At 68.7% G+C, this 12381-nt stretch carries 13 protein-coding genes; 4 read left to right on the top strand and 9 right to left on the bottom strand.

Annotation, left to right across the window (positions count from 1 at the left end):
- Both QQJ79_RS06320 and QQJ79_RS06315 read left to right on the top strand, forming a co-directional pair.
- A partial coding sequence (locus QQJ79_RS06320; RefSeq protein ID WP_284222076.1) for a divergent polysaccharide deacetylase family protein occupies positions 1 to 792 on the top strand: 792 nt, incomplete at its 5' end.
- 171 nt (positions 793 to 963) lie between these two features.
- A complete protein-coding gene (locus QQJ79_RS06315) occupies positions 964 to 1437 on the top strand; it encodes an RNA pyrophosphohydrolase (RefSeq protein WP_284222075.1) in 474 nt (157 codons plus the stop codon).
- Here QQJ79_RS06315 and QQJ79_RS06310 read toward each other — a convergent pair.
- The 8 genes from QQJ79_RS06310 to QQJ79_RS06275 all read right to left on the bottom strand — a co-directional run bounded on the left by QQJ79_RS06310 (position 1434) and on the right by QQJ79_RS06275 (position 8241).
- Positions 1434 to 1679, bottom strand: coding sequence for a DUF1272 domain-containing protein (locus QQJ79_RS06310; RefSeq protein WP_284222074.1), 246 nt, complete (start codon positions 1677 to 1679; stop codon positions 1434 to 1436). The genes QQJ79_RS06315 and QQJ79_RS06310 overlap by 4 nt on opposite strands.
- 18 nt (positions 1680 to 1697) lie before the next feature.
- A complete protein-coding gene (locus QQJ79_RS06305) occupies positions 1698 to 2018 on the bottom strand; it encodes a DMT family transporter (protein WP_284222073.1) in 321 nt (106 codons plus the stop codon).
- 135 nt (positions 2019 to 2153) lie between these two features.
- Positions 2154 to 2423: an ATP synthase F1 subunit epsilon gene (locus QQJ79_RS06300; protein ID WP_284222072.1), complete on the bottom strand. Its 270-nt coding sequence runs from the start codon at positions 2421 to 2423 to the stop codon at positions 2154 to 2156.
- Between the two features lie 3 nt (positions 2424 to 2426).
- Positions 2427 to 3980 (bottom strand): F0F1 ATP synthase subunit beta, encoded by a 1554-nt coding sequence (gene atpD / locus QQJ79_RS06295; RefSeq protein WP_284222071.1) that lies wholly within the window; start codon positions 3978 to 3980, stop codon positions 2427 to 2429.
- A gap of 52 nt (positions 3981 to 4032) precedes the next feature.
- Complete coding sequence (locus QQJ79_RS06290; protein ID WP_284222070.1) at positions 4033 to 4911, bottom strand: F0F1 ATP synthase subunit gamma; 879 nt, start codon at positions 4909 to 4911, stop codon at positions 4033 to 4035.
- Positions 4912 to 4943: 32 nt separating this feature from the next.
- The gene (gene atpA / locus QQJ79_RS06285) at positions 4944 to 6479 is read right to left on the bottom strand and encodes a F0F1 ATP synthase subunit alpha (RefSeq protein ID WP_284222069.1); all 1536 of its coding nucleotides are present in this window, start codon (positions 6477 to 6479) and stop codon (positions 4944 to 4946) included.
- 59 nt (positions 6480 to 6538) lie between these two features.
- Positions 6539 to 7093, bottom strand: a complete 555-nt coding sequence (locus QQJ79_RS06280; protein WP_284222068.1) for a F0F1 ATP synthase subunit delta — start codon at positions 7091 to 7093, stop codon at positions 6539 to 6541.
- A gap of 203 nt (positions 7094 to 7296) precedes the next feature.
- Positions 7297 to 8241, bottom strand: a complete 945-nt coding sequence (locus QQJ79_RS06275; RefSeq protein WP_284222067.1) for a DUF808 domain-containing protein — start codon at positions 8239 to 8241, stop codon at positions 7297 to 7299.
- 149 nt (positions 8242 to 8390) lie between these two features.
- On the opposite strand from QQJ79_RS06275, the gene QQJ79_RS06270 reads away from it, so the two are divergent.
- Both QQJ79_RS06270 and QQJ79_RS06265 read left to right on the top strand, forming a co-directional pair.
- Positions 8391 to 9197: a TerC family protein gene (locus QQJ79_RS06270; protein WP_284222066.1), complete on the top strand. Its 807-nt coding sequence runs from the start codon at positions 8391 to 8393 to the stop codon at positions 9195 to 9197.
- Positions 9198 to 9199: 2 nt separating this feature from the next.
- Positions 9200 to 10003, top strand: a complete 804-nt coding sequence (locus tag QQJ79_RS06265) for a glutaminyl-peptide cyclotransferase (RefSeq protein ID WP_284222065.1) — start codon at positions 9200 to 9202, stop codon at positions 10001 to 10003.
- Positions 10004 to 10189: 186 nt separating this feature from the next.
- Here the strand turns inward: QQJ79_RS06265 and QQJ79_RS06260 are convergent, their stop codons facing one another.
- Entirely contained in the window at positions 10190 to 12352 is a 2163-nt protein-coding gene (locus QQJ79_RS06260; RefSeq protein ID WP_284222064.1) for a primosomal protein N', read from the bottom strand.
- Between the last annotated feature and the right edge of the window lie 29 nt (positions 12353 to 12381).

Raw genomic sequence — 12381 nt, 5'->3', positions numbered from 1 at the left:
GTCGCCGCCAGCCCCCTGCCCCCGGCGCCGATCGCCGGACTGAGCCAGCCGGGCCCCAACGGGCCCCTGCCGACCATCGCCACGGACGGACGCGTGCCGGCCCAGGCCTATGCCCGCCCGTTCCGCTCGAACGGCCGGCCGCGCGTCGCCCTGATCGTCGGCGGCCTGGGTCTCAACGCCGTCACCACCCGCGCCGCCATCGAGCGGCTGCCGCCCGAGGTGACTCTCAGCTTCGTCCCCTATGCCGAGGGCCTGCAGGGCTGGATCGACCTCGCCCGCGCCCAGGGCCACGAGGTCATGCTGGAAATGCCGATGGAGCCCACCGGCTATCCCGACAACGATCCCGGCCCCCATACCCTGCTGGCCTCGGGTCAGCCGGCCGACATCCAGGCGCGGATGAACTGGCTGCTGGGACGGGCGACCGGCTATTTCGGCGTCACCAACTATATGGGCGACCGGTTCGCGACCTCGGACACGGGCATGTCCGCCTTCATGACCGTCCTGCGCCAGCGCGGGGTGGCCTTCCTCGATGACGGCTCCATGGCCCGCCGCCCCGGCGCCTGGGCCCGGGCCAGCGCCAACCGCATCATCGACGAGGAACAGAACCCCACGGCCATCGTCGCCCAGCTGAACGCCCTGGAGGCCCTCGCCAAGGGCCGCGGCCAGGCGCTGGGCACGGGCTTCAGCTATCCGGTCACGGTCGAGGCCGTGGCCCGCTGGACCGCCGAGATGGACGCCCGCGGCCTGCAGCTGGCGCCGGCCTCGGCGATGACGCAGCGGCCGGGACGGTAGCGCCGGACGAGTGGCTAGTGGCTAGTGGCTAGTGGCTAGTGGCTAGTGGCTAGTGGCTAGTGGCTAGTGATAATGCCTGAATCGGCACGATGAGCAGCCCGTTTCGCCGCCTGTGACACCCGACCCACTAATCACTAGTCACTAGCCACTAGCCACTAGCCACTTCTTCTCATGACCGACCTCTCCCGCTACCGTCCCAACGTCGGCGTCGTGCTGTTCCATCCGGACGGGCGCGTCTGGTACGGGCGTCGCGCCGGGACCGAGGGACCTCACAACTGGCAGTTTCCGCAGGGCGGGGTCGATGACGGCGAGGATCTGGAGGTCGCCGCGCGGCGCGAGCTGGCCGAGGAGACCGGGGTCGTATCGGCCGAACTGATCGCCCGGACCGAGGAATGGATCGCCTACGACTTCCCGGCCGATTACGGCGGGTCGAAACAGGCTCGCGGCTGGGCGGGGCAGAAGCAGCAGTGGTTCGCCTTCCGCTTCACCGGCGACGAGTCCGAGATCGACCTCGAGGCCCATGGCGAGATCGAGTTCGACGCCTGGCGCTGGGGCGCGCTGTCCGAGGCTCCCGACCTGATCGTGCCGTTCAAGCGGGCGTCCTACGAACAGGTCGTGGCCGTGTTCGCGCCGCTGGTGGTCTAGGCCGCCGCGCAGCCCTGCGGCTTGAGCACCCGCTTCGTCGAAGCGGGATATTTCGCCATCAGATGCGCCGGCCGGATCGGTCTCGCGCTGAAACCGCCGCCGCAGTTGGGGCAGACGCCCTTCAGGGCGCCGTCGACGCAATCAGCGCAGAAGGTGCATTCAAAGGTGCAGATGCGGGCCTCGGCGCTGTCGAACGGCAGGTCGCGGTCGCAGCATTCGCAGTTGGGGCGGAGTTCGAGCATGGCCCGAGGCTAACGCCGCTACTGGGCGGGCGCCAGACGCATCAGCACGATACCGCCGACGATCAGCAGGGCCGCCAATACCCGCAGCAGGCTGAGGTGCTCCTGCAGGAAGACCACGCCGACGATGAAGGCGCCGACCGCGCCGATGCCGGTCCACACCATATAGGCCGAGCCCATCGGCAGCGACTTCATGGCCAGCGCCAGCAGGCCGAAGCTGGCCCCCATGAACACCAGGGTCGCCACGCTGGGCCACAGACGGGTGAAGCCGTCCGACTGTTTCATGAAATAGGCCCACACGATCTCGAGCAGGCCGGCGATGATGAGGTATGTCCAGGCCATGGATGCGGCCCTCCACGTTGAAGACGCCGGGCCGTCCCGGACTTCAAACCCCGCGCAGGGCGGAGGAGGACGTGGCCTCGATCAGCGATGTGGGACAGGGCAGCGGCTGTTCAAGGCCGCGCCCGTCTCCGGATATCAGGCGGCCGCCACTTCCGCGGCCTGTTCGGCCAGGATGGTCAGGCCGGCCGGGGTCACGTCGGCGAAACCGCCGTGGACCTCGAACTGGCGGCGCGAGCCGCCGTCGATGACGGTGACCACGCCTTCGCGCAGGGCCGTCATGAAGGGGGCGTGATCGGCCAGGACGCCGAAATCGCCCTCGACGCCCGGCGCGTCGACCTGGTCGACGAGGCCGTTGAAGACCTCGCGCTCAGGCGACACCAGCGAGAAGCTGAGTTTGCCGGCCATGGATCAGGCCGCCTCGGCGGCGAGCTTCTGGGCCTTCTCGACGGCTTCCTCGATGGCGCCGACCATGTAGAAGGCGGCTTCCGGCAGGTGGTCGTATTCGCCGGCGACGATGCCCTTGAACGAGCGGATCGTGTCTTCCAGCGAGACGAATTTGCCGGGCGAGTTGGTGAACTGCTCGGCCACGAAGAAGGGCTGCGACAGGAAGCGGCTGATCTTGCGGGCGCGCGAGACGATCAGCTTGTCCTCTTCCGACAGCTCATCCATGCCGAGGATGGCGATGATGTCCTTCAGGGCCTTGTACTGCTGCAGCACTTCCTGGACCGAACGGGCGACGCGGTAGTGCTCCTCGCCGATGACCAGCGGGTCCATGATCCGCGAGGTGGAGTCGAGCGGGTCCACGGCCGGGAAGATGGCCTGGGCGGCGATGTCGCGGTTCAGAACCGTGGTCGCGTCCAGGTGGGCGAAGGAGGCCGCGGGGGCCGGGTCGGTCAGGTCGTCGGCGGGCACGTAGATGGCCTGGACCGAGGTGATCGAGCCCTTCTTGGTCGAGGTGATGCGCTCCTGCAGGTTGCCCATCTCGGTGGCCAGGGTCGGCTGATAGCCCACGGCCGAGGGGATGCGGCCCAGCAGCGCCGACACTTCCGAACCGGCTTGCGTGAAGCGGAAGATGTTGTCGACGAACAGCAGGACGTCCTTGCCTTCTTCGTCGCGGAAATATTCGGCCTGGGCGAGGCCGGTCAGGGCCACGCGGGCGCGGGCGCCGGGAGGCTCGTTCATCTGGCCGTAGACGAGGGCGCATTTCGAGCCCTCGGTCGAGCCGTTGTTCTTGGCCGGGTCCACGTTCACGTTGGACTCGATCATCTCGTGATACAGGTCGTTGCCCTCGCGGGTGCGCTCACCCACGCCGGCCAGAACCGAATAACCGCCGTAGGCCTTGGCGATGTTGTTGATCAGTTCCTGCATGGTCACGGTCTTGCCCACGCCGGCGCCGCCGAACAGGCCGATCTTGCCGCCCTTGGTGTAGGGGCACATCAGGTCGATGACCTTGATCCCCGTGACGAGGATTTCCGACGAGGTCGACTGCTCCTCGAAGCTCGGGGCCTCGCGGTGGATCGGGCGGTACATGGTCGTCTTGATCGGGCCCTGCTCGTCGATCGGCGCGCCGACGACGTTCATGATGCGGCCGAGGGTGCCGGGGCCGACCGGGGCGAGGATCGAGGTGCCGGTGTCGGTGACGGGCTGGCCGCGCGTCAGGCCTTCCGAGGTGTCCATGGCGATGGTGCGGACCATGTTCTCGCCGAGGTGCTGGGCGACTTCCAGAACCAGGGTGAAGGGCAGGCCCGTCTTCTGGTCGACGTTCTGCGTCTCCAGGGCGTTCAGGATCGCCGGCAGCTGGCCGGTGAACTCGACGTCGACGACGGCGCCGATGACCTGGGCGATCCGGCCCACGCCGGTGCCGGCCGTATAGGCGGCGTTGCCGGTCGCGGCGGCGGCTTTCGGAGCCTTGGGAGCTGCCGGCTTCTTGGCGGCGGTTTTCTTGGCGGTGGTGTCGGTCATCGGTTCGTTCCGTTCGGAAGGTCGTGCGTGGCGTGTCTGGGCGGGATTCGGATCAGAGGGCTTCGGCGCCGGCGATGATCTCGATCAGTTCGGTGGTGATCTGGGCCTGGCGCTTGCGGTTGTACTGCAGGGTCAGGCTGTTGATCAGGTCGCCCGCGTTGCGCGTGGCGTTGTCCATGGCGGCCATCTGGGCGCCGAAGAAGCTGGCCTGGTTCTCGTACAGGGCGGCCAGCACCTGGGTGGTGATGTTGCGCGGCAGCAGCGTCTCGAGAATCTCTTCCTCGGACGGCTCGTATTCGTAGGTCGCGCCGTTCAGGTCGATCGGCGGGGCGTCGCCGTCGACGACCGCGGGGATCAGCTGTTTCGGCGTCGGCACCTGGGCGATGACCGACTGGAAGCGGCTGTAGAACAGGGTCACGACGTCGGCGTGGCCGGCCTCGAACTCCTCGGCGATCAGGGCCGCGACAGGCTCCGCCGCCGGCAGGCCGATGACCTTGTGGTCGCTCATCTCGAAGGTCTTCACCAGCTTGTCGCCGTACAGGCGGGACAGGCCGTCGCGGGACTTGCGGCCCACGGCGATGATGCGGACGTCCTTGCCGGCGGTGATCAGGGTGTTGATCCGCTCGCGTGCGGCGCGGATGACGTTGGTGTTGAAGCCACCCGCCAGACCCTTGTCGCCGGTGGCGACGACGATCAGGTGCTTCTGGTCCGAACCCGTGCCGGCCAGCAGTTTCGGCGCGCCGTCACCCGAGACGCCGGCCGCCAGATTGGCGATCACGGCGGCCATCTTCTTCGCATAGGGACGGGCGCTTTCGGCCTGGTCCTGGGCGCGCTTCAGCTTGGCCGCGGCGACCATGTTCAGGGCCTTCGTGATCTTCTGCGTGGACTTCACGCTTCCGATCCGATTGCGCATTTCCTTGAGGCTGGCCATCCGGCGCTACTTTCTCGCTATCCGGTCCGGTCTCAGGCGAAGGTCTTGAGGAAGGCGTCCAGCACCGACTTCAGCTCGGCTTCGAGCTCGGCGGTGAGGTCCTTCTTGGCGCGGATGCCGTCCAGCAGGCCGGCGTTCGACGACTTGATGCGGGCCAGCAGCTCGCTCTCGAAGCGGCCGATGTCGCCCACCGCGATGCCGTCCAGATAGCCGCGCGTACCGGCGTAGACCGAGACGACCTGCTCTTCCATGGTCAGCGGGCTGTACTGGGGCTGCTTCAGCAGCTCGGTCAGGCGGGCGCCGCGGGCCAGCAGCTTCTGGGTCGAGGCGTCGAGGTCCGAGCCGAATTTCGCGAAGGCGGCCATTTCCCGGTACTGGGCCAGCTCGCCCTTGATCGAGCCGGCGACCTTCTTCATCGCCTTGGTCTGGGCCGAGGAGCCCACGCGCGACACCGAGATGCCGACGTTCACGGCCGGGCGGATGCCCTGGTAGAACAGGTCGGACTCGAGGAAGATCTGGCCGTCGGTGATCGAGATCACGTTCGTGGGGATGTAGGCCGAGACGTCGTTGGCCTGGGTCTCGATCAGCGGCAGGGCGGTCATCGAGCCCGAGCCGTAGTCGGCGTTCAGCTTGGCCGAACGCTCCAGCAGGCGGCTGTGCAGATAGAAGACGTCGCCCGGATAGGCTTCGCGGCCCGGCGGGCGGCGCAGCAGCAGGGACATCTGGCGGTAGGCGACAGCCTGCTTGGACAGATCGTCATAGACGATCAGGGCGTGCATGCCGTTGTCGCGGAAGAACTCGCCCATGGCCGTGCCCGAGAACGGGGCCAGGAACTGCAGCGGGGCCGGCTCCGACGCCGTGGCGGCGACGACGATGGTGTAGTCCAGGGCGCCGCGCTCCTCGAGCGTCTTGACGATCTGGGCCACGGTCGAGCGCTTCTGGCCGATGGCGACGTAGATGCAGTACAGCTTCTCGCCTTCCGAGGCGGCGGCCGCGTTGGTGCTCTTCTGGTTCAGGATGGTGTCGATGGCGACGGCGGTCTTGCCGACCTGACGGTCGCCGATGATCAGTTCGCGCTGGCCGCGGCCGATCGGGATCAGGGTGTCGATGGCCTTCAGACCGGTCTGCATCGGCTCGTGAACCGACTTCCGGGGGATGATGCCCGGCGCCTTGACGTCGACGCGGCGGCGCTCGGTGAACTGGATCGGGCCCTTGCCGTCGATCGGCTCGCCCAGCGGGTTGACGACGCGGCCCAGCAGGCCCTTGCCGACCGGCACGTCCACGATCTCGCCCAGACGGCGAACCTCGTCGCCCTCGGCGATCTGGTTGTCCTGGCCGAAGATCACGGCGCCGACGTTGTCGCGCTCGAGGTTCAGGGCCATGCCCTTCACGCCGGCCTTCGGGAATTCGATCATCTCGCCGGCCTGGACGTTGTCCAGACCGTGGATGCGGGCGATGCCGTCGCCGACCGACAGCACCTGGCCGACGTCGGACACGTCTGCTTCAACGCCGAAGGAGGCGATCTGCGACTTGAGGATGGCCGAGATTTCGGCGGCGCGGATGTCCATGACAGGCTCTCTGTTATCGTCTTGTCGGCACGGCCCCGTCGGAGCCGCGAGCGTGGGGGTCAGGCCCGTTTGAGGGCGAATTTCATCTGGTCGAGTTTGGTCTTCAGCGAGGCGTCGAAGAGTTTCGAGCCGACCTTGACCTTGAGTCCGCCCAGGATCGACGGATCGACGCGGGCGGTCATTTCGGGGTCCTTGCCCAGCGAGGTTCGCAGGGCGGACTGAATGGACTTGAGTTGGGCGGCGGTCAGGGCCTGGGCCGAGACGACCTCGGCGGCGACCACGCCGGTCTTCTTCGCATAGAGCCGTTCGAAGCCGGCGATGACGGCGGTCAGGTCGCGCGAGCGGCCGTTCTGGGCGAGCAGGCCAAGGAAATTCTTCGTCACGCCGTTGAACTTCGCCTTGTCGGCGATGGCGGTCAGACCCTTTTGCTGGTCCTCGGAGGCGATGACCGGCGACTGCGCCAGACGGCGCAGGTCGGCGCTGTCGTTCCAGGCCGCGCGCAGCGAGGCCAGGTCGGCGCGCACGGCGTCCAGAACGCCCGTCTCGTCAGCGAGGTCGAACAGCGCCTGTGAGTAGCGCTCGCCGACTTCCGTCGTCCTGTAATCGTCAGCCACTTATAAGGTCCGCGCGAGTTGGCGTTCGGGTTGAAGGCCGGCCGCGTGTCCGCGCCGACCAAAGGCTTGAAATGCTTTGAGAAAGCACTTGAAGGACGCGCCTTGCAACGCATCCTCCGGCTCAGCCGGGCGCCTGATAGCACCCTAACCCCCCGACCGCAACCGAGGCGGCGGGTCGCAGCCCGTCTGATTGCCGCACCCGGTCAGTGGGCAGCGCGGTGGCGCCCCGGGATCAGGTGCAGGATCGCCACGATGACCCCGCCGATGACGAGCCCGACGACGGCCGAGGCGGCCGCCGTCGCCAGCCACTCGGTCACGGGGCCGATGAGCGGGACCTGTCCGGCGGCGTGTCCCAGGTTCTCGATCACGCCGGGCACGAGGTCGAGATGGTATTCATGCAGGCCGTGGACCAGAATTCCTCCGCCGACCCAAAGCATGGCCAGGGTGCCGATCGTCGCCAGCCCGGTCAGCACCAACGGCATGGCGTGGACCAGACCCCGGCCCAGCGCGCGAGCTGAAGCCGAGCGGCGCTCGGCCAGATGCAGGCCGATGTCGTCCATCTTCACGATCAGCGCCACGGCGCCATAGACCGCGACGGTGATCAACAGGCCGACCAGGGCCAGGGCCGCCGCCTGGGTGGCCAGAGGACGCTCGGCCAGGTCCGCCAGGGCGATGGCGGTGATCTCGGCCGAGAGGATCAGGTCGGTGCGGATCGCCGAACCCACCATCTTCTTCTCCTGTTCGACGGACGACAGGGCCAGCTCTTCCGGCGCGATCTCGCCGCCGCCGTGGCCCGCCAGCTTCTCCCACAGCTTCTCGGACGCCTCGAAGCAGAGATAGGCGCCGCCGGCCATCAGCAGCGGCGTCAGCGCCCAGGGCGCGAAGGCGCTGATCACCAGGGCCCCGGGCAGGAGGATCAGAAATTTGTTCTTCAGCGACCCGATGGCGATCTTGCGGATGATGGGCAGCTCGCGCTGGGGCGAAAAGCCCATGGCGTAGCCCGGCGTCACCGCGGCGTCGTCGACCACCACCCCGGCGGCCTTCATGCTGGCGCGGCCGGCGGCGGCGGACACGTCGTCGACCGAAGCCGCCGCCATCTTGGCGATGGTTGCGACGTCGTCGAGAAGGGCGGCAAGACCTGAGGGCACGCGTCACCTGAAAAAAGAAATGCGGTTCGCCCTTGGCTAGGGGAGCCCGCGAGCCGGGTCCAGAGCCCCGATCCTGCGCGGCGCCCTGACGCGGCCGGCCGAGGTGAAAAATTCTGGCGCCGCCCCTCCGGCTGTCCTATCCCGGAGCCATGACCGAAATCGCCGCACTCCTGACCGATCCCGCCGCCTGGGCCGCCCTGATCACCCTGATCGTGATGGAGGTGGTGCTGGGGATCGACAACCTCATCTTCATCTCGATCCTGTCGAACAAACTTCCGCCCGAGCACCGCTCGCGGGTCCGCCGCATCGGCATCTCGCTGGCCCTGATCATGCGGCTCGCCCTGCTGTCGATGATCGCCTGGATCGTCAGCCTGACCGCGCCGGTCTTCACCGTCATGGACAACGCCTTCTCGTGGAAGGACATGATCCTGATCGCGGGCGGTCTGTTCCTGCTCTGGAAGGCCACCAAGGAGATCCACCACAGCGTCGACCCCTCGAAGACGGAGGACATGCTGGAGAAGGACAAGACGGACCTGGTCATCTCGAATGTCGGCTCGGCCATTTTCCAGATCATCCTGCTGGACCTGGTGTTCTCCATCGACTCCATCCTGACCGCGGTCGGCATGACCGATCACCTGCCGATCATGGTCGTCGCCGTGCTGGTCGCCGTCACCGTCATGCTGCTGGCCGCCGATCCGCTGGCCAATTTCATCAACGACAACCCGACCGTGGTGATGCTGGCGCTGGGCTTCCTGCTGATGATCGGCATGGTGCTGATCGCCGAGGGCTTCGGCGCCCATGTGCCCAAGGGCTATATCTACGCCGCCATGGCCTTCTCGGCCGGGGTCGAGGTGCTGAACATGTGGAGCCGCAAGGCCTCGGAGAAGAAGCAGGCCCTCCTCGCGGCCCGGCAGGCGGCGCTCAACAAGGCCGAGACGGCCGAACCGGGAGTGTGACCATGCGGGCGGCCGTCCTTCTCCTCGCTGCGCTGCTGACGCCGATTCCGGCGGCGGCGCAGACGCCGGCGCCGCCCGCTCCCGCATCAGCCCCGGCCCCGGAGCCAGTCCCGGTCTATGGCTTCGAGGTCGTGCGGGTCTATCCGCATGACCCGGCGGCCTTCACCCAGGGGCTGGTGTTCCGTGACGGCGAGCTGCTGGAAAGCACCGGCCGTTATCCCTCGACGGTCCGCCGCGTCCGTCTGGAGGACGGCGTCGTCCTTCAGCGGCGGGAGCTGGACGAGGACTATTTCGGCGAAGGGCTGACCGCCGTCGGCGACCGCGTGCTGACCCTGACGTGGAAGGGCGGCAAGGGCTTCATCTGGAACCCGGTGACGCTCGAGCCCGAGGGCGAGTTCGCCTATGCCGGCGAGGGCTGGGGCCTGACGCATGACGCCACGCGCCTGATCCTGTCCGACGGCACGGCGGCGCTGCGTTTCCTCGACCCCACGACGCTGGTCGAGACCGGGCAGGTCCCCGTCACGCTTCAAGGCCGTCCGGTCAGCCGGATCAATGAGCTGGAATGGATCGAGGGCGAGGTCTTCGCCAACCTGTGGCAGACGGATTATATCCTGCGCATCAACCCGGCGACGGGGGCGATCACCGGCATCATCGACCTGACCGAGCTGATGCCGGACCGCAGCGGACTGGACCCGACAGACGCCGTCCTGAACGGCATCGCCTGGGACCCGGTGGGCCGCCGGCTGTTCGTGACGGGCAAGAACTGGCCGAAGCTGTTCGAAATCCGGCTGACCGGGCCGCGCTAGCATCGCTTCGCGACGCCAGCGCTGGTTCTTGTTGGGCCGCGGTCACAAGGCTCCGCCTTGTCGACCCGACGCGGGCCTGGCGCTTCGCGCATGCCAAGCGCTCAAGCAGCGGGCCGCCGCGCGGCGAGCGGTAGCGCTCGAACCCGCGCTCAAGCAGCGAGCGACCGCGTCGCGAGCGTTAGCGCCCTACAGAAAGCTGTACGGGTCCACGTCGACCGTCAGCCGCACCGACCCCGGAACCTTCACCCGCGCCAGCCAGGCCCGCAGGAAGCCTTGCAGGTCCACGTCGCGGTCGGCCCGGACCAGCAGGCGTTTGCGGCGGCGGCCGCGCACCAGGGCCAGCGGCGCGTCGGCGGGGCCATAGACTTCGAGGCGCCCGGCGTTGGGAATCGAACCGGCCAATTCGCGCGCCAATTTCTCCACCGCGACCGCATTCTCGCTCGACAGAATGATCGCCGCCAGACGGCCCCAGGGCGGCAGGAAGGCGGCCTCGCGCTCGGCCAGTTCGGCGGCGACGAAGGCGTCGCGGTCTCCGGCCGCCAGCGCCATCAGCACCGGATGTTCGGGGGTCCAGGTCTGCAGGACGGCGCGGCCCGGCCGGTCCGCCCGGCCGGCCCGGCCCGTGGCCTGGGTCAGGAGCTGGAAGGTGCGCTCCGCCGCGCGCAGGTCGCCGCCGCGCAGGCCGAGGTCGGCGTCGACCACGCCGACGAGGGTCAGCCGGGGAAAGTTGTGGCCCTTGGCCGCCGCCTGGGTGGCGACGAGGATGTCGATCTCGCCGTCCGTCATACGCTGGATCAGGGCGCGGGCCGAGCGGGCGTCAGGGGCGGTATCGGAGCTGAACACCGCCGTGCGCGCCTCGGGGAACAGCTGGCGCACCTCCTCCTCGACCCGTTCGACGCCGGGGCCGACCGAGACCAGACTGTCGGCCGCGCCGCAGGACGGGCAGTGTTTCGGCCGCGCCATGGTGAAACCGGTCAGGTGGCAGATCAGCCGTCCGGTGTAGCGATGCTCGACCAGCCAGCTGTCGGTGTCGGGCGCCGTCAGCCGGTGGCCGCAGGCCCGGCACAGCACCACCGGCGCATAGCCGCGCCGGTTCAGGAACAGCAGGGTCTGTTCGCCGCGCAGCAGCGTCTCGCCGATCGCCTCGCGCAGGGGCTGGGACAGCCAGGTCTGGGGATCGGGCGGGCAGGCGCGCAGGTCCAGTAGTGAAACCTCCGGCAGCACCGCCGTCCCGTGCCGCGCCGCCAGCTTCAGCCAGCCGTAGCGGCCCTGATGGGCGTTCCACAGCGTTTCCAGCGACGGCGTGGCCGAGGCCAGCACCACCGTCGCTCCCTCGATCCGGGCCCGCGCCACGGCCAGGTCGCGGCCGTGATAGACCAGCCCCTCATCCTGTTTGAACGAGCCGTCGTGTTCCTCGTCGACGACGACCAGCCTGAGATTGACGAAGGGCAGGAACAGGGCCGAGCGGGCGCCGACCACGATGTTGCAGCGACCGGCGACCACCGCCTCCCAGACCTGCCGCCGGCGCGGCGGAGCGACGCCGGAATGCCATTCGGCCGGGGCGGCGCCGAAACGGGCGGTGATGCGGGCGATCAGGTCCTGGGTCAGGGCGATCTCGGGCAACAGGATCAGGATCTGCGCCGCCGGATCGACCTTCAACGTCCGCGCCGCCGCCTCCAGATAGGCCTCGGTCTTGCCCGAACCCGTGACGCCGTCGAGCAGGAAGGGCGCGAAGCCGCCCTTGCCCGTCGCCGCCGCGATCGCCGTGGCCGCCGCCGCCTGATCGGGATTCAGCACGGCCGGAGCGTGTTCCGGGTCGGGCGCGTCGAAGGCGGCGACGGCCTCGATTTCGATGGTCTCCAGCACCCCCTCGTCCAGCAGGCCCTTGACCACGCCCGACGAGACGCCCGCCGCCCGCGCCAGATCGGGGCCGGGCATCGATCTCTCACCCAGCGTCTCAAGCACCGCCGTGCGCGGCCCCGTGGGCCGGGCGGGAAGCCGCTCTCCGACCCTTCTGACGCGTCGCTCGGGCCGGGGGCGGGGCGCGCGCAAACCCTTCAGCGCCGCCGCCGCCATCTCGCCCGGCGCGCTCAGGGTCCAGCGTGCGGCCCATTCGACGAAATCCACGGTGCGTTCGGGCAGGCGCGGATCGTCCAGCACATGGTCGATGGCCTTGAGCCGCCGGTTCGAGCCGGTCGTCTCGCGCGCCTCCGAGACCACGCCCCGGATCAGCCGCGGCCCCAGCGGCACGGCGACCTGATCCCCGCGCGCCACGTCCATGCCTTCGGGGACCTCGTAATCGAAGGCCTCGGACACCGGCAGGGGGATGAGGACGCTGGCGACTTTCACCGCCCCTCGTGCTCCGCTAGAGAGGCCGA

Origin of the sequence: Brevundimonas denitrificans (assembly GCF_030160755.1) — a bacterium.
In the GTDB taxonomy this organism is placed as follows: Bacteria; Pseudomonadota; Alphaproteobacteria; order Caulobacterales; family Caulobacteraceae; genus Brevundimonas; species Brevundimonas denitrificans.
Note: the sequence above shows the minus strand (reverse complement) of the source record. Positions and strands in the feature narration are given on the sequence as shown.